Here is a 23,350-nt window from a genome sequence, read left to right as displayed (position 1 = left end):
TTAAAAATTTCTTATAAACGCAAAAAATACTCGTAACAAATAATTTAGGATTTATAGGATTTAATGTAGTTATAGAACTACAAAACGAAAGTTTTGAAGTTATAATTATTGATGAGTAATCAAACAGTAAAATTGAAGTATTAGGTCAAATAACTGAGATTTCTAATGTTAAACCAAACTTTTATTAAATATACTTAAGAGATAAAAAAGTAGTACATAGCTTTTTTAATGAGAGTGTAATTGATCGAGTAATACATTGTTACATATGTATATGCAGATACAACTAAAGCGAATGAAGTTTTAGGATGGAAGCCTCAAGAAACATTAGAAGAGGCTTTACTATCCGCCTGGAAATGGTAGCAAAAACAGTAATAATTTAGAATTCAAAGCTCAGGTTTTCCTGAGCTTTATTTTTTCTATAAATTAGCGTACTTTAAACGTTTAATAAATGAAGGGTATTATATTAGCAGGAGGTTCGGGAACACGATTATATCCAATTACTAAAGGAGTATCAAAGCAGTTACTTCCGGTATATGATAAACCGATGATTTATTATCCATTATCAGTATTGATGTTAGCTGGTATTCGAGAAATATTAATTATCTCTACACCAGATGATCTTCCAAGTTTTCAAAAATTATTAGGAGATGGTAATGATTTAGGAATACACTTAAGTTATGCAGTACAACCTTCACCTGACGGATTAGCACAAGCATTTATCATTGGTGAAGAATTTATAGCGAAGGATGATGTTTGTCTTATTTTAGGAGATAATATTTTTTATGGCCATGGATTACCTGAAATGTTGCAATCTGCAATTGATAATATAAAAGAAAAAAATAAAGCCACTGTTTTTGGCTACAATGTAAAAGACCCAGAACGCTATGGAGTGGTAGATTTTGATGTTAATGGAAATGCTATTTCTATTATAGAAAAACCTGAGATTCCTAAATCTAATTATGCGGTAGTTGGTTTGTATTTCTATCCAAATGATGTAATTCAAGTAGCCAAAAATGTAAAACCATCAGAAAGAGGAGAATTGGAAATTACCTCTGTAAACCAGTATTATTTAGAAAACGAACAACTAAAAGTTGAATTGATGGGACGTGGTTTTGCTTGGTTAGATACCGGGACGCATGATTCTTTATTAGAAGCAAGTCAATTTATTGAAACCATTGAAAAACGTCAAGGTTTAAAAGTAGCATGTATAGAAGAAATAGCGCTCTATATGGGGTATATTAATAAGGAACAAGTCAGAAATTTAGCAGGACCTTTGAAAAAAAACAGCTACGGACAATATTTATTAAACTTAGCAAAAGAGAAATAATGATTTTTACGAAGACTAAAATTCCTGAAGTTGTTGTTATTGAACCAAAAATTTTTGGAGATCAAAGAGGGTATTTTTTTGAATCTTTCAATCAAAAAGAATTTAAAGAAAATATAGGAAATGTAAATTTTGTTCAAGATAATGAGTCGAAATCGACTTATGGAGTTCTACGCGGATTACATTTTCAAAAGCCACCTTTTGCTCAAGCGAAGCTAGTGCGATGTATTCAAGGAAAAGTATTAGATGTAGTTGTAGATGTTCGAAAAGATTCACCTACCTATAGTAAGCACATCACCTTAGAATTATCTGAAGAAAATAAAAAACAACTATTTATACCGAGAGGGTTTGCACACGGATTTGTAACCTTATCCAAAGAAGCTGTTTTTGCATACAAAGTAGATAATTGGTATGCCCCTGAATATGACTCAGGAATTATTTGGAATGATACTACATTGAATATTGATTGGAGAATTGATACTGAAGATATAATACTTTCTTCAAAAGACCAACAACTTTCTACTTTTACAGAGTTAAAAACTCCGTTTATTTATTAGTAACTTTGAGTTTATATACTAAACTTTCATGAGGAATATATTAATTACAGGAGGAGCTGGCTTTATAGGCTCTCATGTGGTAAGATTGTTTGTAAATAAATACCCAAACAAACACATAGTAAATTTAGATGCGTTAACATACGCAGGAAATCTAGAAAATTTAAAAGACATTGAGCATCAACCGAACTACACCTTTGTAAAAGGAGATATTTGCGATGAAGATTTATTGAAAAAATTGTTTTCTAGCTATTCAATTGATGGAATTATTCATTTAGCAGCTGAATCGCATGTAGATCGCTCTATTACAGATCCTTTGTCGTTTGTTAAAACAAATGTTTATGGAACCTTAAATTTATTAGAAGTAGCAAAAAATAGTTGGAAAGACAATTTTAAAGGAAAATTGTTTTATCATATTTCTACGGATGAGGTTTATGGAAGTTTAGGAAATGATGGTTTTTTTACTGAAAAAACTTCGTATAATCCCCAATCACCATATTCAGCATCCAAAGCTTCATCAGATCATTTTGTAAGGGCATACAAAAACACCTATGGTTTGCCAATCGTAATTTCTAACTGTTCAAATAATTACGGATCATATCAGTTTCCTGAGAAATTAATTCCGTTATTCATTAATAATATTTGTAGTAACAAACCTTTACCAGTGTACGGTAAAGGAGAAAATGTAAGAGATTGGTTATATGTGGAAGATCATGCGAAAGCAATAGATGTTATTTTTCATAAAGGGATAATTGGAGATACGTATAATATTGGAGGGCTTAATGAATGGAAAAATATTGATTTAATTAAAGTTCTAATAAAAGTAGTAGATAAGTTTCTTGGAAGAGATGAAGGAGCGTCAGAAAAACTTATCACTCACGTTAAAGATAGAGCAGGTCATGATTTTCGTTATGCAATAGACGCATCAAAGCTTAAGAATGAGTTAGGGTGGGAACCTTCTTTACAGTTTGAAGAAGGAATAGAAAAAACAGTTAAATGGTATTTGGAAAATAAAGATTGGGTTAAGAATGTCACAAGTGGAGAGTACCAAAAATATTACAAAGAAATGTATGGGTAATACAAAAGCCAAAACTTTTTAGTTTTGGCTTTTGTATTATAAAATTTAGATTAGATTTTATCTAAGTCTACTTAAACTTAAATCTTCATTGTATTTAACAATAAATAAACCTTGATTTCCACTGCTCCCAAACATCTTTTTATGGTAGTCAAATTTATTTTCAACACGTAAAGAAACACCTTTTTTAAAGGTGTCTGTAAGTTCATTTCCTGAAGCCAAACGCATTAAAACATCATATGTTATATCAAAACCTTTAATAGCATAGTCTGAAGGAATAGTGTTGTTTTTTTGTAAATATTTATTGTTAAAATCTTTAGTTTCTAAGGCATTTTCGTCTGAATAAGTATTAGAAACATAAGTGAAATTTATACTAGCAAGTTTATTATTATCAATCTTATCGTAAGCATTGCCTTTACTAATAGCAAATACCTGAACTTTAGTTTCGTCAGGTAAGCTAATCATACTATTTAGAGCATCAGCAACTACTACATTGTCGTCAGAAGCAATTATAACCCAGTTATGTCTTTTAGAAGACATCTTACTTGTAAAACGCGTTCTCTTTATATAGCCTTTTTCAGGCTTTAAGACATGTATATTATTAATACTATCATGTTTTTTTAGTTCAGATATAATTATAGAAACTTTTGAATTTGTGTCTTTCTTTTCGTCACTGACAATAAATATTTCTTGATCTTTATAACTATCTTTTAAATAAGATGCTAAGTATATCTGATAGCTGTTTTTTTCAGGAGCTGTCTTAATTAACTTAGGTGAAGAAAATTTATCTTGTTTATTAGAGTAGTGTGGAAAAACGACTTTAGAGTTTACATTACGAGCAATAACTTCTGCTTTATCAGAATAAAAAGGACCAATAATTACATCTGTATTTTCTAATTTTTTATTTTCAAGAATTGTGGTTACATTCTTTCCTCTATTTCCTGTATCAAAAACGTTAACATTTACTTTAACTCCTTGTCTTTTTATAGAATCAATAGCAATTTCTGCTCCCATATAGAAGTCAGTTACCATATTAGTTAAAGGGTTGTCATCAAAAATATCTTTATTTGATTTTTCACTATATTCATCAGCCTTGAAAGGAAGTAAAATAGCAAGATTAATAGATGTGTTAACTTGAATAGAATCTTTGTAAAAAGAATAGTTTTCTCTTTTACTAACCTCTTCAATAGGTTTTATTTTTAATAATTGACCTACTGATAATTTATTGTCAGCCAAATCTGGATATTCTGGGTTCAAGCGTAGTAAGTCCTCTTTAGATACATTGTAAAAACGAGTTAAACTATACATAGTTTCTTTACTCTTAACAGTATGCGTTAAGAATTTTTCTAAAACTTCATTTTTATTAATAGTAACTGTTTTTTCTAAAGCCTTAACCTTTAATATCTGACCAATACTTAAATTATTACTTTGAATATTGGTGTACTCAGGGTTAAATTTAATTAAATCCTCTTTTGTTATACCATATTGTTTTGTAATACGATACACAGTTTCTCCCTTTTGAACTTCGTGAGTTTCATACTCAACAACTGTTTGTTGAAAAACAGTATCATCTTCTTCAGTTTCAATAGCCGTACCTTTGTTATTATTAGTATCGGTAGTATTTACCTCTTCTTCTGCTGAGGTAGTAGACGAAGAAGTACTCTTTTTAATTTTAGGGTTTGGTATTACAATTACTGTGTTAGCTTCAGGACGTCTTCCGACATCAGGGTTTAAACGTAATAAATCTTTCGTTTTTATGTCTAAACGATCCGCAATGTCTCGCATCGTTTCACCTTCTTGAATTTTGTAGGATACATAACGTTTTTGCTGGCCACAAGAAACGGCAAAAGTTAAAACACAAACTAATAGTAAAAACTGTAATTTCTTCATCTACTCTTTTTTTATATTAATGGTGGATTTTTATTCCCACTCAATTGTTGCTGGTGGTTTAGAGCTAATGTCATATACAACTCTGTTTACACCTTTTACATTATTAATTATTTTATTTGATGTTTTTTGTAAAAACTCATAAGGTAAATTTACCCAGTCAGCAGTCATACCATCAGTGCTTTCTACAGCTCGTAAAGCTACCACTTTTTCGTAGGTTCTTTCATCTCCCATAACCCCAACAGAATTTACGGGTAATAAAATAGCACCAGCTTGCCATACTTTATTATACAACCCACTTTCTTTTAATCCGTTGATGAATACAGCATCTACTTCTTGTAAAATACGAACCTTTTCAGCTGTAATATCTCCTAAGATTCTAATAGCTAAACCAGGCCCAGGAAAAGGGTGACGACCTAATAATTCTTTATCAATTCCCATAGAAGCACCAACCCTACGTACTTCATCTTTAAAAATCATACGTAAAGGCTCAACAACTTTCAATTTCATGAAATCAGGTAAACCACCTACATTATGATGACTTTTAATAGTAGCTGAAGGACCTCCATTAACTGAAACTGACTCAATTACATCGGGATAAATTGTTCCCTGTGCTAACCATTTGGCATCTTCTATTTGGTGTGCTTCATCATCAAAAACATCAATAAAAACCTTACCAATAGCTTTACGTTTTGCTTCTGGGTCACTTAATCCAGCTAGTTCGTCCAAAAAACGTGCCGAAGCATCGACCCCTTTAACGTTTAATCCCATACCTTCGTATTGTTTTAATACGTCGGTGAACTCATTTTTACGTAACAATCCGTTGTTTACGAAAATACAGTGCAAATTACTTCCAATTGCTTTGTGTAATAAAACTGCAGCTACGGTAGAATCTACTCCTCCAGATAAACCTAAAACAACTTTGTCATTACCAATCTTAGCTTTTAATTCAGCTACAGTTTCGTCAACAAAAGAATCTGGTGTCCATGTTTGAGCTACCCCAGCTATATTAACTAAAAAGTTTTGTAATAATTGTTTACCATCTGTAGAATGATATACTTCTGGATGAAATTGGATAGCATAAGTAGTCTCTCCATCAATTTTGTATGCTGCATTTTGTACATCATGAGTACTTGCTAATAATGTTCCTCCAGTAGGTAACTCTTTAATTGTGTCTGAATGACTCATCCAAACTTGACTTCCTTCAGAAATATCTTTAAAGAATTCTTCTCCTTCTTTAATAAAAGATAAGTTAGCTCTACCATACTCACGAGTATTAGAAGGAGCTACTAAACCACCAGAAAAATGAGCTAAATATTGTGCGCCATAGCACACTGCTAATAATGGTTTCTTACCTCTGATTTCAGACAAATCTGGATGAGGAGCCTCTTCTGAACGAACTGAAGATGGGCTTCCTGAAAGGATTACAGCTTTAAAATCGTTTAAATTTTGTGGTATTTTGTTGTAAGGGTGAATTTCACAATAAATATTTAATTCTCTTACACGGCGCGCAATTAACTGTGTGTATTGCGATCCGAAATCTAATATAAGTACGTTGTGTTGTTGCATGCGCAAAAATAGTACTTAGATTTTATATTTGCGAGAATATTTAGTAAGAAATTAAAGAGTTTTTTAAACTATTAAATCTTGTAAACTATAGCATTAATATTCATACCAGCACCTACTGATGCTAAAATAATAACATCTCCTTTTTTTACTTCTTGGTTTTCAATATTTCCTTTTAAAACTAAATCAAGTAGGGTAGGTACGGTTGCTACTGAACTATTTCCTAATTTATGAATGCTCATTGGCATCACACCTTCAGGAATTGGTTTTTTGTACAAACGATAAAAACGTTTAATAATAGCTTCATCCATTTTTTCATTGGCCTGATGGATGAATATTTTTTTTACATCATCAATAGCTACACCACTTTTATCTAAAGCAGTTTGCATAGCTTTTGGAACATTGGTTAAGGCAAATTCATAAATTTTTCGTCCATGCATCTTAATGTAGCGTACGTCTTTGTCTTTGTTTTTATCGTTTGAATTTCCAAAAAATAAAAAGTAGGCTTCATCTTTAGTAAAGGTTTGTGAAGCATGGCTTAAAATTCCACTATCATTTTTATCAGTAGCTTCTATGATACAGGCACCAGCACCATCACTATAAATCATAGAGTCACGGTCATTCATGTCAACAACCCTTGATAAAGTCTCACCACCAATAACTAAACATTTTGTAGCAATTCCTGCTTTTATAAACGCTTGTGCTTGAATGACACCTTCAACCCAACCAGGACAACCAAATAAAATATCGTAGGCAACACAGTTAGGGTTTTTTATTTGTAACAAATGTTTTACACGAGTAGCTAAACTTGGAAGAATGTCACTTTGAATGGCATTCTTTTTAACATCACCAAAATTATGAGCAAAAATAATATAATCTAATTCTTCTTGATTAATTTTAGCATCTTTAATAGCTTTTTGCGCAGCAAAAAAACCTAAATCTGAAGCTTTATATTCATCTTTAGCGTAACGACGTTCTTCAATGCCAGTAATGGATTTGAATTTTTCAATAATTATAGGGTTAGGGTTGTCAAAAGATGTTCCATCGGCATTTAAAAATGAATGATTATTAAAGTTAGCATTTTCCTTTTTGATAGATGGGATAAATGAACCTGTTCCTGTAATTACTGATTTCTTCATTGAAATAAATGATTTTTTTAGGGTTGGTAATTACAAATAAAATATTTTTATTGATGATAACCGTTTTATTTACATTCAATTTCAAATATTTGTTATGTTTTTAAAAAAAATAAGTTAAATTGTTTTTTTTAAAAATTAGAGGTGCTTTTTTTTGTGATTTTGATACTCGATGGTTGTTACAAATATGAGCTATCAAATGAAAAAGGTAATAATGAAAGTAACGATTCCGTTTTTACTATTTGTCCAACTTCTCCTGTAAATAGTATTTCAATTGGTTGTTTTTGGTTGATTTCATATTCTGATAATGTTTGACGACAAGCTCCACAAGGACCAACAGGTTTATCTACCGTAGAGTTTTCAGAAGCAGCAGTAATGGCTATTTTTAGTACTTTCATGTTAGGGTATTCAGAGCCCGCTTTCCAAATAGCTACTCGCTCTGCGCACATACCTGAAGGATAAGCAGCGCTTTCTTGATTGTTTCCTAAAACAACTTGACCATTGTCTAGTAATACAGCAGCTCCAACATTAAATTTAGAGTAAGGAGCGTAAGCTTTTTGTCTTGCCTCAATAGCTTTTTGAATTAAAAAAGCATCTTCAGTTGATAATTGTGATATATTATCAAATACAGTTGCTTTAGTAGTTACGTCAATTTTCTTCATCGTAAATAAATTAGTCAAAAAAAGCAGTCGGTAAGACTGCTTTTGTATTCTGATACGAATTTATAAAAAAAATACCACTTTTTAATATACTTCATATAGTTCTCCTAAATCAAAAGATAAAGAAAAACGTAATGTATTTTCTAACGGGTTGTTAACAGCTGCAGTATTTATTAAATAAGATAAATCTAAAGTAAAAGCTCTAGCAGTAAATCCTGTACCTAAGGTAAAGTATTGACGTTGTCCTTTTTCTTCACTCTCATGAAAATAACCAGCTCTAAGAGCAAAGGCATTGTTATACAGATATTCTGCGCCTAAAGCCCATGTAGTTTCTTGCAATTCTTCACTAAAACTTCTATCTCCTAAAGATGTAAACATTCCTTCAAACCAACCTCTCTCTGAGTTAGGACTTGAAGGAACAAGTAATTTTGTAAGTTCCAAGTTAAGTCCCAAAATGTTTTTGTCATCAAAAATGAAATCAAAACCACCACCAATTTTTGCATTGGTTGGGATGAAGTTAGGAACACCAGGACTATATTCTACTTTTGGGCCAATATTAGCGATATTAAAACCTAATCGGTAACGACCATTAAAGCTTCCAAAGTTTTTTTCCTTAGATTGATAATAACCAGAAACATCAACTGCAAAAGAATTAACAGCATCTAAGTTGGAGTCATTACTTCTGATTTTATAATTAGAATGAATATACTTTAAACCTATACCCATAGAAAAATTTTCACTCAACTTTAATGAATAAATACCAGTAATAGCTAATTCATTTGGGTTTTCAATTCCATTAGAACCGCCATTAGTATCTGTTAAATTAACTTCTCCAAGAGAAAAGTATTTTAAGTCAACACCCCAAGCAGATTTTTCACTGTACCTATTAACGTAAGAGCCTCCACCAACAAAAATATCGTCAGTTAAGTTTCTAAGCCAAGGCGTGTAATTGAGTCCTATGCTAATTTTGTTTTGATTAAATGCAGTTTTTGCAGGGTTATGAAAAATTGAATAAGCATCTGAAGAGGTAGCTACTCCAATATCTCCCATACCACCAGCACGAGCATCAGGTGTAATCAATAAGAAAGGCATTGCCGTTGTGTTTATTGATGTTTGGGCTTGCGCTTTATTTTGAAGGGTAAAGCACACAAAAAATAATACGATAGATAATTTTTTCATGTAAAATTTGATTAATTGTTTAGCAAATATATAATTTTTCTTGAGGGAGTTTATAACTAGTAACTTTTTTTAGATTTCGTATAAATAAAACTTAATGGTTTATTTATTAGTTAACTAACTAAACGAGTTTGCTTAAACAATATTATATATTGTATACGTAATAATGAAAAAAATATTTTTAGGCTGTTAAAAAATAATAAACTTTAATAGTCTGTTTTTTAATCTTTTTCTTAGATTCGTAATACTAAAGTATAAAAACTGTCGTTTGTAATCTAGCATAGATAAGGTTACTAAATGTGAATTTATAAATAAATTAGTTGTAAGAAATTAGAAATATTGTAAATTGCGACACCCTTAAAAAACAGTTAAAAATACATGAAAAGTACGTTGAAATTATTTAGTTTATTGGCGATCACTAGTTTATTAATTACTTCTTGTAAAAGTAATGGAGGTGGGTCGAGTAAATCTTCATTAACTGGTTGGAACTTTAATGACCCAAACTATGGAGGATATTTAAAGGGAGAGTATAAAGAAGGAAAAAATGTACCACCAGGGATGGTTCACATAGAAGGAGGTACTTTCACCATGGGATTAGTACAAGATGATGTTATGTTTGATTGGAATACAACTCCACAAAAAATGCATGTTCGTACTTTTTACATGGATGAAACAGAGGTAACGAATGCAGAATATGGGTTATTTATGCAGTATACTAAAGATGTTTTTCCTCCAGAAGATCCACAGTTTAAAAACATTTACCCTTCGGTATTACCAGATACTTTGGTATGGAGGAAAGGTTTAGGCAATACGAATCTTTTATCAGAGAGTTATTTAAGACACCCTTCTTATGCTGAATATCCAGTTGTAGGTGTTAGTTGGATTCAAGCAAATAAATATTGTAAGTGGCGTACCAATGCTGTTAACTTGAAAATTTTAATGGATAAAGGTGTTATAAAAAATATTTTTAAAGAAGATTCTATAAGCTTTAAAGGAGAAAATAATTTTGATACCGATACTTATTTAACAGATCCTTACGCGATATTCAACGGAGACTCTACAATTTATAAAAAGGGTATACCAGTTCCAAAGGTAAAAGGAGAACCAAAACCAGAAAAAGGAACCTTTACAGGTAGACAGGTTACATCTTCAGATGGTATTTTATCTCAAAAATTCAGACTGCCTACTGAAGTAGAATGGGAATATGCTGCAAAAGCTATTTTTGAAAACCGTGAATATAATAATATTAGAGGAAGAAAAAAATATGCTTGGAGTGGAAAGTATACTCGTGACAGAGATAAGAGAAGAAGAGGAGATCAATTAGCTAACTTTAAGCAAGGAAAAGGAGATTATAGTGGTATTGCTGGATGGAGTAGTGATGGATCAGATATTCCTAATGCAGTAAGAAGTTACCCTCCTAATGCTTTTGGACTATATGATATGTCTGGTAATGTTTCTGAATGGGTAGAAGATGTGTATAGACCAATTATCGATTCTGAAGCAAATGACTTTAATTATTTTAGAGGTAACATTTTTACTAAAAAATTAATCAATGAAGAGGGTAAAGTTGTTATTGTGGGTGATGGTGAAGTAGAGTATGATACTTTAGAAAACGGTAGAATTGTTCCTAAAGATTTACCGGGAAGTGTTAAGTATATTCCTATTACTAAAGAAGATACTTACATGAGAAGAAATTATAACTTAGCTAACAATTCTAGTTTAGGTGATGGAGATCAGGCTTCTTCTAAGTTCTATGGATTAGATAAAGATCAATTAGATCGTACAAAAAGAATGTATAACTCTCCTCAAAAGCCAGAAGCTGAAATTGACACATTAGGTAATGTGGTTAATAATTATAAATATGATGATAAGAGAAGAACTACATTAATTAGTGATAAGTCTAGAGTATATAAAGGTGGTTCTTGGGCTGACAGAGAGTACTGGTTAGATCCAGCTCAAAGAAGATATTTCCCAGAATATATGGCAACAAACTACATAGGGTTTAGATGTGCTACAGATAAAATGGGACCAATGGTGCTAAATAAAAGAAAAACAGCTACACCAGATAGAGCTAGATAATAAAATAGTATTTTATACAACAAAACCTCATTGAATTTCAATGAGGTTTTTTATTTTTACTTTATGAAGATAGAAGAGTTATACAGTTTATATATCACACATGGTTTAGTAGATACAGATACTAGAACTATTAGAAAAAACACACTTTTTTTTGCATTAAAAGGAGAGAATTTTAATGGAAATAAGTTTGCCGAAGAGGCAATAACTAATGGAGCTAGTTACGCAATAATTGATGAAGCTGATTATAAAACTTCAGAAAAATTAATTTTGGTTGATAATGTTTTGGAAACTCTACAAAAACTTGCAAATCATCATAGAAATCAACTAGGAATTCCTGTAATTGCATTAACAGGAAGTAATGGGAAAACAACAACAAAAGAATTGATAAATTCAGTTTTATCAAAAAAATATAAAACTACAGCAACTTTAGGAAATCTTAATAATCATATTGGTGTACCATTAACTTTATTGTCAATGAATAAGAATACAGAAGTTGGCATTGTAGAAATGGGAGCAAATCATGCTAAAGAAATTGAGTTTTTATCAGAAATAGCAAACCCTGATTATGGGTATATAACAAATTTTGGAAGCGCACATTTAGAAGGTTTTGGTTCTTTAGAAGGTGTGGTAAAGGCTAAATCAGAATTATATGATTATTTGAGAGCCAAAAACAAAAAAGTTTTTGTTAATCCCAATGATGAAAAGCAGATAGCTAAAACAAAAGATATAGAGAGTATTACCTTTGATGAAAGCATAAAGTTTATAGAGGCTAATCCATTTGTAAAGTTGTCGTATAATAATACAGAGATATTAAGTAATTTAATAGGAGCCTATAACTTTGCTAACATATCAGCGGCGATAACTATTGGTAATTACTTTAATGTAACAACAGAATTAATAAAAGAGGCAATTGAAAATTACGTCCCTTCTAACAATAGGTCTCAGGTAATAAATACAAAAACTAATAGAATAATTCTAGATGCTTACAATGCTAACCCTACAAGTATGAAAGCAGCCTTAGAGAGTTTTAGTAAGCTGCAAGCTAATAATAAAACAATAATTTTAGGAGATATGTTTGAACTTGGAAAATATAGTTCAAACGAACATCAGAGTATTGTAAATTTTATAAAAGAATTAAACTTAGACGAAGCTTTCCTTATAGGTGAGAATTTTTATAAAACCACGACTAAGTATAAAAGGTTTAATGGGTTTAATGAGTTTGAAGAATATATAAAGAACAACCAAATTGAGAGTAGTACAATTTTAGTAAAAGGCTCTAGAGGTATGGCTTTAGAAAGAGTTGTAGCGCTTTTTTAAAAAGAATTATTTCGGTGAAAGTTAACCAAATTATCAATAGGACGTTGAATTACATTAGTAATAGATAAATTATTTTTAGAGGCGACATTGTCTAATATATCCTGAAAGTAATAAGCAATTGATCCGATAAAATAAATTGGTGTTTGACTATTTTTTTCAAAAGGAAGAATACGATACTTGAAAAACTCTTGAACTCCTTTTTTTATCATTTTTCTGACGTATTTTTCATCTCTATACTCCAGCATAAATTTAGCAAAAGAAGCTAAATACATATTTGGATATGGTTTTTTATATAGGTTTATTTTTACGGTATCAGTATCAAGTTCAAAAGAAGTTTTAAATGCTGAAGCTATTTTTTTTGGCATTTTATTATAATAAAAATCACGTAATAATTTTTTGCCAAAATAATTCCCGCTAGCTTCATCCATAATAGTGTAGCCAAGTGATGGAGCTGTAGTAATCATGTCTTTTCCATCATAATAACAGCTGTTAGAACCTGTTCCTAAGATACACACAATACCAGGGTTTTTACCAGTACTAGCATAAACAGCGGCTAAGGTATCTTCAGAAACAAATACAGTTGCTTTTTTAAAGATAGATTTTAGAACATTTTGTAAACTTTTAGCAGCTTTAGGACTTCCACAACCAGCTCCATAAAAGTGGACTTGTAAAGTGTCGTTTTGTATTTTTAATAAGTTGTTAGCACTATTTATTGTGCTAAGCATTTCATCTTTTGTTAAAACAGACGGGTTTAGACCTAGAGTAGTTGTTCTAAAAACTTCTTTTTTAGTATCATCGAGAGCTATCCAATCAGCTTTAGTAGAACCACCATCGGCAATTAAAACCATTTCTTATCTTATTTACAAGCTAAATATACTACTAAAAGAGTTAAGGAAAATATCAAAAATAAGATGAAGCATTAAATTTTCTTCATTTGTTGTTTCATCATTTGCATTTGCTCTTTAAGCATGCCATGTTTATCTAGCTTTTTGGCTTCTGCCATTAAGTTTGTAGCCTCTCTTTTTCTACGTTTAGTCATTGCTATTCCAGCCAATTGTAATTTAGCCATGGCTAAGTCATGATCCATAGCTAGACCTAACTTAACAGCTTTCTTTAAAAACTTTTCGGCTTGAGTAATGTTAGTTTGAGATAGCATAATACCATGTAGGTAATTATAATACCCTTCTTGCTTTTTTGTTAATGCAGTAGATGGGTTTTTAATATACCCTAACCATTTTTGAGCTCCAGCAAAATTTTGTTTACGTAGTTGTAAGAAAGCTAAAAGAATAAACTCGTTTTTAAAATAAAATAAAATAAATAGTCCAGCAAGTAATAGTATTGATATACCGTTCATAATGTGCCCTTGTGTGAACTCATATACAGACCATATAGTAATTAAGGTAGCTAAAACTAATTTTATATTTTTATTGAACATAATTGTCTCTTCTTTTTATCAGTTTGCAAAAATACATTTTTTTAACAGAAAACCTATCAACTTATTTTTTGTAATACTTTTTGTTTTTTATCCAAGCAAGAGTTCCTAAAACAGCAACAAAAGCTAAAGAATAATAAACTGATGCTGGCGTAACTACTTTATCACCACTTGCATAAGAATGTAGGCCAGATAAGTAAAAATTAACCCCCATGTAAGTCATCATAATTGATGAGATGGCTAAAATAGAAACTAAATTGAAAGTGTATCTTCCTCGTAAACCTGGTATTAAACGCATATGTAATACAAAAGAATATATCATAATAGAAACTAAAGCCCAAGTCTCTTTAGGGTCCCATCCCCAATAACGTCCCCAGCTTTCATTTGCCCACATTCCACCTAAAAAGTTACCAATCGTAAACATTACTAAACCAACAGTTAATGCCATTTCGTTTATAATAGTTAATTCTTTAATGTGTAAATCCATTTTCTTTTTGTTCTTCTTGTTGGTAAAAACGATTAAAAACAAAGCAAATACACCAAGAATCATTCCTAAGAAGAAAGGTCCGTAAGCAGCAACAATTATAGAAACGTGTACATATAGCCACCAAGAGTTTAATACTGGTTGTAAGTTAGCAATCTCAGGGTCTAACCAATTTTGGTGAGCAAAAGCTAAAATAATCGAGACTAAAAATGTTGTAGCAGCTATGGTTAATGAAGATTTTTTTCCTAGAATTAACCCAAATAACATAGTTGCTAAACCTACAAAAATAATGGACTCATAAGCATTACTCCAAGGGGCATTGCCACTAATATACCATCTAGCTGTTAATCCTAATACATGAAAAACGAAAAGGAAAATAACAATTCCTATAAGTATCTTAACTATATAGTTAACCCATGGTTTGTTATTAAAAATTTGTAAGAAAACAAAAACAATTAAAAGTAAACTTACGTATCCGTAATATTTAGAAAGTTTTACAAAAATATTTAACTTATTGTAAGCTATTTCTAAATCGATTTTGTCTTTAGAAGGAATAACTTCTGAACCAAATTTTTGTTGGAATTTCTTAATTCCATTTAAAACCTTAGTGGTTTCAGTATAATCTCCCGATTTTTTTGATGCTTGTAATAACTGTAAATATACGGGTAATGACTGACGAACAAAAACAGAATCTGTTCCTTTAAAATTTGCCTGTAGTGTTTCGGGCTGCGAAACCCATTTGTTATTTTCGTCGTTAGGAATTGGATAAATACGTAATATACCACCTCCTAAAGCTTGCGATAACAACCAAACTCTTCTTTCAATCTTAATAGCATCTTGTTCAAATTTATTTTGAATCCTTTTCTTCTCAGCTTCAACAACAAGTTTGCTAATTTTTGAAGAGCCATCAGGGTTGTAAAAATCAATAAAACGAGCATATTCAGTATCTTCAGAAAGCCCTAAAATTTCTCTAATTTGTGTGTTCCCTTTTTCCAGATACACAAAGGGAACGTTTAACCAAAGCATCGGACTTTCTGTAATTGAAAGTAAAATCTGGCTAGGATCCATGTCTTTAAATTTATCTACATGGGCTACTTTTCTAACTAATTCTGAAGCAAAGGTGTGGGCAGGCTTCATGCGTCCACCAGCATCTTGAATAACTAAAGAACTAAATAAATCAGCATGTTTATTATCTACTTTATTTGCGATTAAAATAGAATCAATTTGGGCTTCAGAAACTTGTTTTGGTTCATGTTGTTTATGTTGCGTATAACTAGCTAAAGAAATAAATAAAGCAATTAGAGATAGCTTGGATTTCTTGTTTCGTATTTTAACTAATGATTGTTTTAAGTCGTAAAAACGAGTATTTTTAACAAATAAAGAAGCAGTTAAACCAAAGAACAATAAGAAATAACCAATGTACGTGACCCAAGTACCCCAAAAATCGTGATTTACAGATAAATGTGTTTGCTCGTGTTCACCGTCAATTTTATAACTTGATTGGAAAAATTTATACCCTCCGTAATCTAAAATATGGTTCATAAATATTCTATAATCGAATGTTTCGTTAGGAGCAATTACAGTAACTTCACTAGCATAAGCTGCGGCACTTTCTGATCCTGGATATTTTTCTAATTGAAAATCATTTAATTTTACGCTAAAAGGGGTTTGTAACAATTTAGATCCATACCAAGCTCTAAAATTTAAATTTCCAATACTAAATTGTTGTTGATTGTCTACATTAAACTTGCCTCCATAAAACTCAACGCGTTCAGTTTCTCCATTTGTAGTTATATCAAAAATTACGGTGTCATATTTTTTATCATCTTTTTTACCCCTAACTGTTTTAATCTCTCCTTTTTCTGGAGACTTAGGGACTACAAATTGTAATCCATTTACGTTGTGAAGTGTTAATAATTGAAAATGTTGAGCACTATCTTTAACTATTAAACCTTTCTTTTGATCAGCCATTCTAAACCAATCTCCATTATTTTTAGAAATCATTTTTAAGCTACCGTCTTCATAAAAGAAGTTAATTGAAGCAGCCTCTTTATTAGGAGCTTCAAAGCCTACTAAAATATTATGAATATTTTCAATAGTTCCTCTCTTAATGTAATGCTCGTGTCTGCTTCCATCAGAACTTTCTACAAAAAATAAATGCTCTGTTCCGTTTTCGTCTAAAACCATTTTTGTTTCAGACCAAGGAATATAGTCAACTAAATTAAAAGAAACCGTATGATTTTTTCCTGTCTTTTTAGGTTGAAAGTTTTCTTCAAAACTTGCAGAGTTTTTACCCCAAGCAGATAAAAGTAATTTGTTTGCAGTAGTTTTTTGAAATTCACCATTGTCAATAATGACATTTAAGTAGGTGTGCTCAGAATAAAATTGATTGGTTGTTTCTCCTTCATCAATAACCATTAAGCCTTCATAACTAATATAACGAGTAATACCGGCGCCTATTAAGATTAATAGAAATGATATATGAAATAATAACACAGACCATTTTTCTTTTTTGTATAATCTGTACTTAAAAATATTTCCAAAAAAATTGATAACAAAGAACACCATAATCAACTCAAACCACCAAGTATTGTACACTAATGCTTTAGAGGTTTGGGTTCCGTAATCGTTTTCAATAAAAGTGGCAATTCCCATGGCAATGGCAAAAACAAAAAATAATACAGCCATTAAACGGGTAGAGTAGAGAATATCTAAGATTTTTTTCATCAGTAAATCTGCTAAGTATAAAACGTTGCAAATTTACGGATTAAAGCTCGCTTTTTTGAAAGAATGAGTGTTATTTTGAGAAAAGAATTGTTAAAATTAGCATAATTAAATACCTATCTTTTCTCCCATTTTAACAAAGGTTTCCATCTTGTTTTTGGTGTTGGTTAAAATATCTTCATCAATAGTTATTTTGGAACTATTAACTAATAACACAATAGTTGAACCGCCAAAAGCAAAATATCCCATTTCATCGCCTTTTTTTATTTCGGAATTAGGTTTGTAGGTTTCAATAATACTTCCAACCATGGTCGCTCCAACGGGAGCAATTATAATATCTCCTTTGTCTTGTGTTGCCAAAGTACAGTACTCTCTTTTGTTTTCGCAGAATACTCTAGTGAAGTTAGCAGCCAAAGCGTGCGGAGAAACTGAGAAGTAGCGTCCTTTAATTTTGGTTACTTCGGAAGGAGTTCCGTTGTATGGAAAATGATACCTGTGGTAATCATTTGGAGCGAGTCGTAAAATAATTAAAGAATCGTTTTTATGTTTTGTGGCTAGCTCTTTATTGCCTAGAAATTCCTCTAAGGTAAATTTTCTTCCTTTGATAAAGAAGTTATGAATATCAGAAATGCTTTTAAATGCTAACATTTTTCCGTCACCAGGAGAAATAAAGCCTTCCTCAATAGGGCGTGCACCAGGTTTTAATTTTCGATAGAAAAAGTCATTGAAAGAAATGTAGTCTTCAGATGGTCTTTCGGCTTCACTCATGTCGATTTGAAGTTCACTAACAAAACTGTTTATTTTGTTAATAGAATTAGGTTTGTTCATGAGCTTACCATACCACGATGACAAAAATTTACGTTTAACTAATGGTAATAAAGCCATTTTTCCAAACGGATTGTTGTAAAGTAATTTTAAATACCCTTCTCCAGGAGGGGTTTCGGTAATTATTTTACCTGTTTTTCTATCAATAAATTTTATTTTCATAACTCTATTATGTCAATAATTGTTGGAGAAGTAAAACTAGTTTTTAAAGGTCTAAAAAGTATTTTTTCTTCTTGATAAGAGGGTGTGTTGAATTTGTACAAGCTATTATAAGTTGGTTGATTCCCTGAACTATTCTCTATTGAGAAATCTTTGTAAACTCCAATATATTCATCATTTTTTTTGTCAAAAAAACCATATCCTAAGCGATTAGAGTAGTAAAGCTTACTTTCAGATAATTGTGTGATCTTAACTGTTTCCTCATTAAATTTGACTAGTTGCCCTAAAGAGTTTCCATAATCTTTTAAACAAATTATTTCACTGGAAGAGTTTAAACTTGGTTTAGTGATGGAAAATCCTTCATTATTGGTAGATAATTTTTCTATTGAATAATTAGTTAAGTCTATTTTAGATAAATCATAAGGAGAAGTAGAAGAGAATAAGAAAAGGTAATTGTTTTTTACTATATGGGAAGAAATAAAGGAATGATTAAAAGATATGTTTAAGTCTTTTATTTGGCCATTAATAGGGTTTATTTCTATTAAGTGGTGTTTGGCAGCGTTAGTGTTGTGTATATTTTCACTAACTAGACCAATTAAAGTATTATTTGTGATATTCCAATTAATAGCTGTTATTCCTCCTGTAATAGATGGTGGTAAAGCTAAAGGAGTAAAACTTGATGTTTTTGTATTTAAATTATAGGTTAAGAGGCTGTGTTCAGGATTGTTTGAGAAATCAATTAAGTAAATTAAGTCATTTCTTTTTAGAAAACCATACATGCTATTTTGTGTGGGGGTAGGTATAGGTAGTTGATTAATAAAGTTAATAGTACCAGTGTTATTACCTATTTTAAATAGTTTGGCGTTCCAGTTATCATATATTAAGTATTCATAATCGTCTATGATAGCATTGAAAGAACCAATTTCTACAGGAGCTTCGTTGTTGTAAACTAATTTGATAGAATTGTTCCCTTTCGTTACTTTTTCATGTACAATAGCTTTTATTTCAGTAGTTGATTTTTGAATTAGCTTAGTTTCAATGTCAAGTAAAGTTACTTTTATATTTGAAGGAAAGTTTTTTCCCAGAATATTAATTGTGTCACCAATATATCCATTTTTAGGAGTATATGAGGAAACTGTTGGGTGAGGTACTTCAGTTTCATTTTGACTACAGGAAAAGATAAAGACTATTAAGCTTAGTGTTAAAAAGATTTGTTTTTTCATTAAGTTTATTTTATTCTTCGATACTATCAATTAAAATAGTTAACATATCAATGGCAGCTTGCGCAATTTTAGTTCCAGGGCCAAAAACACCTACAGCACCAGCGTCAAATAAGAATTGGTAATCTTGTGCTGGAATTACACCCCCAACAATAACCATAATATCTTCACGGTCATATTTTTTAAGTTCAGCAATAACTTGCGGAACTAACGTTTTATGTCCTGCAGCCAATGATGAAATACCTAAAATATGTACATCATTTTCTATAGCTTGTTTGGTGGCTTCTTGTGGTGTTTGGAATAATGGACCTATATCTACATCAAAACCTAAATCAGCATAACCAGTAGCAACTACTTTAGCACCACGATCGTGACCGTCTTGTCCTAATTTAGCAATCATAATTCGAGGACGTCGTCCTTCTAATTCTGAAAACTTATCAGCTAATTCGGTAGCTTTTTTAAATAACTCGTCGTCTTTTATTTCTTTACTATACACGCCAGATATTGTTTTATGTACTGCTTTATGACGTCCAAAAATAGTTTCAAGAGCGTCAGAAATTTCACCTAAAGTAGCTCTGTTTCTTGCAGCTTTTACCGCTAAATCTAATAAATTTCCTTCACCTGTTTTAGCAGATTCAGTTAAATCACGTAAAGTTTTATCTACTTCAGCTTGATTTCTTTTCGATTTTAAGTCGTTTAGTCTGTCAATTTGAGATTGACGAACTGCTTCATTATCTACCTCCAAAATATGTAAAGGATCCTCTTGCTCTAATTGGTATTTGTTAACACCAACAATAACATCTTGTCCACTATCGATTTTTGCTTGTTTTTTTGCAGCAGCTTCTTCTATACGCATTTTAGGAATCCCTTTTTCAATAGCTTTGGTCATTCCTCCTAATTCTTCAACTTCTTGAATTAGCTCCCATGCTTTATTGGCAATTTCTTCAGTAAGTTTTTCTACATGATAACTACCTGCCCATGGATCAACCGTTTTTGTAATATGGGTTTCTTGTTGTAAGTATATTTGTGTGTTACGAGCAATGCGCGCTGAAAAATCGGTAGGTAAAGCAATAGCTTCGTCTAAAGCGTTGGTATGTAAACTTTGTGTTCCTCCAAAAGCAGCAGCCATAGCTTCAATTGCAGTACGGGCTACATTGTTAAAAGGATCTTGCTCAGTTAAACTCCATCCACTGGTTTGACAGTGAGTTCTTAATGCTAATGACTTTGGATTTTTAGGGTTAAATTGCTTTACCAATTTAGACCATAACATTCTTCCTGCACGCATTTTGGCAATTTCCATAAAATGATTCATTCCAATAGCCCAGAAGAAAGATAAGCGAGGAGCGAAGGTGTCAATGTCCATTCCTGCTTCTAGCCCTTTTTTAATGTATTCCAATCCGTCAGCTAAAGTATAAGCCAATTCAATTTCTGCAGTAGCACCAGCTTCTTGCATATGGTATCCAGAGATAGAAATTGAATTAAATCTAGGCATATTTTCAGAAGTATATCTAAAAATATCAGCAATAATTTTCATTGATGGAGTAGGTGGGTAAATGTAAGTATTACGCACCATAAACTCTTTTAAAATATCGTTTTGAATAGTTCCTGATAATAGTTTAGGAGCTACACCTTGTTCTTCAGCTGCTATAATATAAAATGCCAAAATTGGTAAAACGGCTCCATTCATAGTCATGGAAACGGACATTTTATCTAATGGTATCTGGTCGAACAAAACTTTCATGTCTTCCACAGAATCTATAGCAACACCAGCTTTTCCGACATCACCTTGTACACGTTCGTGGTCTGAGTCGTAACCACGGTGTGTAGCTAAATCGAAAGCAACTGATAATCCTTTTTGACCAGCAGCTAAATTTCTACGGTAAAAAGCATTGCTTTCTTCAGCTGTAGAAAAACCTGCATATTGACGAATTGTCCAAGGTCTACGAACATACATGGTAGAGTAAGGTCCACGTAAGTTAGGTGCAATACCTGCAACAAAATCTTCGTGTTTAAAGTTTTTGTTTTGCTGTTCTTGGCTTTTATCTATTTGTATGTTTGATATATCTTTTCTACTCATTTTCTAAACGTTCTTGTTCTAGCTTTTCAGCTAATCGTTTTTGAATAATAGGTTGAATTAGTGTTTTTTCGTTACGAATTTTCAAGAAAGGCGAAACTTCTAAATCGTTTTTCATCTTGTCATTTTCGTTTTGAATTTTGTTTGTTCCAAGTAACACTAATTCTCCTGAGTCAAATAATTGTTGTTCTTTATCTGCAGACTCTTTTATTTTTCGTTGGATAACTCCTTCTTTTAATTGTTTTAAGAAACCACCACCTTTTTCTATTAATTTAAAAACTTCTAGTGCTTTTTGGGCAAGTTGTTGAGTAATTGTTTCAATGTAGTATGCACCATCAGCAATCTTTTGAGCTTCTGCTAGCTCACTTTCTTGCTGTAGAATTAATAGTTGATTTCTTGATATACGTTCACCAAATTCGTTCGGTTGATGAAAAATTTTATCGTAAGAGTTATTGGCGATAGTGTTTGTTCCTCCTAAAATAGCACTCATACACTCAGAGGTAGTGCGCAGCATGTTTACGTTATAATCATATAAAGTTTTATTACGTAAACTAGGTTGAGCGAAAATGTGAGCGGTTGCTTCAATGTTATATTCTTTTAAAAGAGCACTCCATAAAATTCTAAAAGCTCGTAGTTTGGCTATTTCAAAAAAGTAATTACTTCCTACAGAAAAATTAAAGTGAATATTGTTTTCAATTGAGTTTCCAAAATGATTCAAGTATTCGTTTGCGTGTGCAAGTGCATATGCTAATTGTTGAACTATGGTTGCTCCTGCATTTTGATAAATGGAAGCATTAACACAAATAGCATTTTGAGTAGCTTTTGCTATTTCTTCTAATTGTGTATGATCGCTTTTAAGATTAGAATACCAGTTTCCTGAGCTAGCTAAGTTTCCTATAACATCTATATTGAAGTAGCACTTGTCCGAGTTTGTGAAATCAGCTAGTTTTTTTACAAATTGTGATGATAAAAAATTAAAAGTAAAGTAAAGTAAGGTTTTTTGAGTGTCAATTCCTTTTAATAAGGTATTGTAGTCAAACTCTTTTTTTGCGCTGAATTTTATGGCGTTTGCTCCTCTTTTAATTGAGTCGATAGCAAATGCATTTGCTTCTTCTTCATTCTCAATGTTAATAGATTGACAAATAGCAAAACCTTTATTTGGGGTATTAATCTGAATATTGGTTCTGTCTTCTTTAGTGTAAAAAGGTTTTACAGTAATACCTTCTTCAGTTTTCCATAAAAGTGTATCGTTATAATCGGCACCTTTAAGGTCTACTTGTATTTTTTGTTTCCATTCTGCAGGGGTAACACCTTGAAATTCGTCAAATAAATAGTTACTCATTACTTTTTTATGGTATCAAATTCAATAATATAAATATCTTCATCTTCTTTCTTCATTAAGTACTTTTCTCTAGCATAGCGTTCTAGTTGAAGAGAGTCTTGTAGTTGTTGGATGGTTTTTTTGTCTTTCTTGATTTTTTTTTCATGATAATCAATCCAGCTCTTTAGTTCATTAATCTCTTTATTAAACTCTCTATGGGTAAGGTAAGAATTTTCATCAAAAAAAAGCATCCAAACCACAAAAACAGTGAGTATAATCACGTAAATATTAGTGACTATTTTAAAGGAAGGTTTGTTTTTAATTGATTTTAAACTCAT

Annotated in this window: 18 protein-coding genes; 5 read left to right on the top strand and 13 right to left on the bottom strand. The window is 31.4% G+C overall.

Going from position 1 to position 23,350, the window contains the following annotated elements; genetic code table 11:
* The first annotated feature begins 448 nt into the window (after positions 1 to 448).
* From rfbA to rfbB, 3 genes are read left to right on the top strand one after another with little or no spacing between them, the layout of a single operon-like run.
* Positions 449 to 1,327: a glucose-1-phosphate thymidylyltransferase RfbA gene (gene rfbA, locus ABHQ57_RS11390; protein ID WP_159494535.1), complete on the top strand. Its 879-nt coding sequence runs from the start codon at positions 449 to 451 to the stop codon at positions 1,325 to 1,327.
* Complete coding sequence (gene rfbC / locus ABHQ57_RS11385; protein WP_047790237.1) at positions 1,327 to 1,881, top strand: dTDP-4-dehydrorhamnose 3,5-epimerase; 555 nt, start codon at positions 1,327 to 1,329, stop codon at positions 1,879 to 1,881. The genes rfbA and rfbC overlap by 1 nt, the downstream gene beginning before the upstream one ends.
* Before the next feature lie 28 nt (positions 1,882 to 1,909).
* Complete coding sequence (gene rfbB, locus ABHQ57_RS11380; protein WP_167714261.1) at positions 1,910 to 2,956, top strand: dTDP-glucose 4,6-dehydratase; 1,047 nt, start codon at positions 1,910 to 1,912, stop codon at positions 2,954 to 2,956.
* A 57-nt stretch (positions 2,957 to 3,013) separates the two neighbouring features.
* Here the strand turns inward: rfbB and ABHQ57_RS11375 are convergent, their stop codons facing one another.
* The 5 genes from ABHQ57_RS11375 to porV all read right to left on the bottom strand — a co-directional run bounded on the left by ABHQ57_RS11375 (position 3,014) and on the right by porV (position 9,380).
* A complete protein-coding gene (locus ABHQ57_RS11375; RefSeq protein ID WP_167714260.1) occupies positions 3,014 to 4,843 on the bottom strand; it encodes a LysM peptidoglycan-binding domain-containing protein in 1,830 nt (609 codons plus the stop codon).
* A 30-nt stretch (positions 4,844 to 4,873) separates the two neighbouring features.
* Complete coding sequence (gene guaA / locus ABHQ57_RS11370) at positions 4,874 to 6,409, bottom strand: glutamine-hydrolyzing GMP synthase (RefSeq protein ID WP_167714259.1); 1,536 nt, start codon at positions 6,407 to 6,409, stop codon at positions 4,874 to 4,876.
* A 71-nt stretch (positions 6,410 to 6,480) separates the two neighbouring features.
* Complete coding sequence (locus tag ABHQ57_RS11365; protein ID WP_047790234.1) at positions 6,481 to 7,545, bottom strand: 3-oxoacyl-ACP synthase III family protein; 1,065 nt, start codon at positions 7,543 to 7,545, stop codon at positions 6,481 to 6,483.
* A 176-nt stretch (positions 7,546 to 7,721) separates the two neighbouring features.
* A complete protein-coding gene (gene cdd / locus ABHQ57_RS11360; protein ID WP_047790233.1) occupies positions 7,722 to 8,204 on the bottom strand; it encodes a cytidine deaminase in 483 nt (160 codons plus the stop codon).
* Between the two features lie 81 nt (positions 8,205 to 8,285).
* A complete protein-coding gene (gene porV, locus ABHQ57_RS11355) occupies positions 8,286 to 9,380 on the bottom strand; it encodes a type IX secretion system outer membrane channel protein PorV (protein WP_047790232.1) in 1,095 nt (364 codons plus the stop codon).
* Positions 9,381 to 9,755: 375 nt separating this feature from the next.
* Here porV and gldJ point away from each other — a divergent pair, with 375 nt between their 5' ends.
* Together gldJ and murF are read left to right on the top strand one after the other, a co-directional pair.
* The gene (gldJ, locus tag ABHQ57_RS11350) at positions 9,756 to 11,456 is read left to right on the top strand and encodes a gliding motility lipoprotein GldJ (protein ID WP_167714258.1); all 1,701 of its coding nucleotides are present in this window, start codon (positions 9,756 to 9,758) and stop codon (positions 11,454 to 11,456) included.
* A 63-nt stretch (positions 11,457 to 11,519) separates the two neighbouring features.
* Positions 11,520 to 12,773: a UDP-N-acetylmuramoyl-tripeptide--D-alanyl-D-alanine ligase gene (gene murF / locus ABHQ57_RS11345; protein WP_167714257.1), complete on the top strand. Its 1,254-nt coding sequence runs from the start codon at positions 11,520 to 11,522 to the stop codon at positions 12,771 to 12,773.
* Here the strand turns inward: murF and ABHQ57_RS11340 are convergent.
* From ABHQ57_RS11340 to ABHQ57_RS11305, 8 genes are all read right to left on the bottom strand, one after another.
* Positions 12,770 to 13,621, bottom strand: coding sequence for an N-acetylglucosamine kinase (locus tag ABHQ57_RS11340; RefSeq protein WP_159615364.1), 852 nt, complete (start codon positions 13,619 to 13,621; stop codon positions 12,770 to 12,772). The two genes, murF and ABHQ57_RS11340, sit on opposite strands and share 4 nt — an antisense overlap.
* A 71-nt stretch (positions 13,622 to 13,692) precedes the next feature.
* Positions 13,693 to 14,208, bottom strand: a complete 516-nt coding sequence (locus ABHQ57_RS11335) for a DUF2892 domain-containing protein (protein WP_167714256.1) — start codon at positions 14,206 to 14,208, stop codon at positions 13,693 to 13,695.
* A gap of 61 nt (positions 14,209 to 14,269) precedes the next feature.
* Positions 14,270 to 17,416: a cytochrome c biogenesis protein CcsA gene (gene ccsA / locus ABHQ57_RS11330; RefSeq protein ID WP_167714255.1), complete on the bottom strand. Its 3,147-nt coding sequence runs from the start codon at positions 17,414 to 17,416 to the stop codon at positions 14,270 to 14,272.
* 105 nt (positions 17,417 to 17,521) lie between these two features.
* Positions 17,522 to 18,400: a phosphatidylserine decarboxylase gene (locus tag ABHQ57_RS11325; protein WP_167714254.1), complete on the bottom strand. Its 879-nt coding sequence runs from the start codon at positions 18,398 to 18,400 to the stop codon at positions 17,522 to 17,524.
* On the bottom strand, positions 18,397 to 19,620 hold the full coding sequence (locus tag ABHQ57_RS11320) for an IPT/TIG domain-containing protein (RefSeq protein WP_167714253.1): 1,224 nt from the start codon (positions 19,618 to 19,620) through the stop codon (positions 18,397 to 18,399). The genes ABHQ57_RS11325 and ABHQ57_RS11320 overlap by 4 nt, the downstream gene beginning before the upstream one ends.
* A 10-nt stretch (positions 19,621 to 19,630) precedes the next feature.
* The gene (scpA, locus tag ABHQ57_RS11315; protein WP_167714252.1) at positions 19,631 to 21,694 is read right to left on the bottom strand and encodes a methylmalonyl-CoA mutase; all 2,064 of its coding nucleotides are present in this window, start codon (positions 21,692 to 21,694) and stop codon (positions 19,631 to 19,633) included.
* The gene (locus ABHQ57_RS11310) at positions 21,687 to 23,033 is read right to left on the bottom strand and encodes a methylmalonyl-CoA mutase subunit beta (RefSeq protein ID WP_167714251.1); all 1,347 of its coding nucleotides are present in this window, start codon (positions 23,031 to 23,033) and stop codon (positions 21,687 to 21,689) included. Before ABHQ57_RS11310 ends, scpA begins: the two co-directional genes overlap by 8 nt.
* Entirely contained in the window at positions 23,033 to 23,350 is a 318-nt protein-coding gene (locus ABHQ57_RS11305) for a septum formation initiator family protein (protein ID WP_047790222.1), read from the bottom strand. Before ABHQ57_RS11305 ends, ABHQ57_RS11310 begins: the two co-directional genes overlap by 1 nt.

The sequence above is a fragment of the Tenacibaculum sp. ZH5_bin.1 genome, assembly GCF_042865525.1.
GTDB lineage: Bacteria > Bacteroidota > Bacteroidia > Flavobacteriales > Flavobacteriaceae > Polaribacter > Polaribacter mesophilus.
This window is presented reverse-complemented; position numbering and strand designations above follow the sequence as displayed.

What these genes read in the sequence shown, in the direction of transcription:
- rfbA (WP_159494535.1), top strand. Translation starts at nt 449, where the DNA reads ATGAAGGGTATTATATTAGCAGGAGGTTCGGGAACACGATTATATCCA.
- rfbC (WP_047790237.1), top strand. Translation starts at nt 1,327, where the DNA reads ATGATTTTTACGAAGACTAAAATTCCTGAAGTTGTTGTTATTGAACCA.
- rfbB (WP_167714261.1), top strand. Translation starts at nt 1,910, where the DNA reads ATGAGGAATATATTAATTACAGGAGGAGCTGGCTTTATAGGCTCTCAT.
- ABHQ57_RS11375 (WP_167714260.1), bottom strand. Translation starts at nt 4,843, where the DNA reads ATGAAGAAATTACAGTTTTTACTATTAGTTTGTGTTTTAACTTTTGCC.
- guaA (WP_167714259.1), bottom strand. Translation starts at nt 6,409, where the DNA reads ATGCAACAACACAACGTACTTATATTAGATTTCGGATCGCAATACACA.
- ABHQ57_RS11365 (WP_047790234.1), bottom strand. Translation starts at nt 7,545, where the DNA reads ATGAAGAAATCAGTAATTACAGGAACAGGTTCATTTATCCCATCTATC.
- cdd (WP_047790233.1), bottom strand. Translation starts at nt 8,204, where the DNA reads ATGAAGAAAATTGACGTAACTACTAAAGCAACTGTATTTGATAATATA.
- porV (WP_047790232.1), bottom strand. Translation starts at nt 9,380, where the DNA reads ATGAAAAAATTATCTATCGTATTATTTTTTGTGTGCTTTACCCTTCAA.
- gldJ (WP_167714258.1), top strand. Translation starts at nt 9,756, where the DNA reads ATGAAAAGTACGTTGAAATTATTTAGTTTATTGGCGATCACTAGTTTA.
- murF (WP_167714257.1), top strand. Translation starts at nt 11,520, where the DNA reads ATGAAGATAGAAGAGTTATACAGTTTATATATCACACATGGTTTAGTA.
- ABHQ57_RS11340 (WP_159615364.1), bottom strand. Translation starts at nt 13,621, where the DNA reads ATGGTTTTAATTGCCGATGGTGGTTCTACTAAAGCTGATTGGATAGCT.
- ABHQ57_RS11335 (WP_167714256.1), bottom strand. Translation starts at nt 14,208, where the DNA reads ATGTTCAATAAAAATATAAAATTAGTTTTAGCTACCTTAATTACTATA.
- ccsA (WP_167714255.1), bottom strand. Translation starts at nt 17,416, where the DNA reads ATGAAAAAAATCTTAGATATTCTCTACTCTACCCGTTTAATGGCTGTA.
- ABHQ57_RS11325 (WP_167714254.1), bottom strand. Translation starts at nt 18,400, where the DNA reads ATGAAAATAAAATTTATTGATAGAAAAACAGGTAAAATAATTACCGAA.
- ABHQ57_RS11320 (WP_167714253.1), bottom strand. Translation starts at nt 19,620, where the DNA reads ATGAAAAAACAAATCTTTTTAACACTAAGCTTAATAGTCTTTATCTTT.
- scpA (WP_167714252.1), bottom strand. Translation starts at nt 21,694, where the DNA reads ATGAGTAGAAAAGATATATCAAACATACAAATAGATAAAAGCCAAGAA.
- ABHQ57_RS11310 (WP_167714251.1), bottom strand. Translation starts at nt 23,033, where the DNA reads ATGAGTAACTATTTATTTGACGAATTTCAAGGTGTTACCCCTGCAGAA.
- ABHQ57_RS11305 (WP_047790222.1), bottom strand. Translation starts at nt 23,350, where the DNA reads ATGAGTTTAAAATCAATTAAAAACAAACCTTCCTTTAAAATAGTCACT.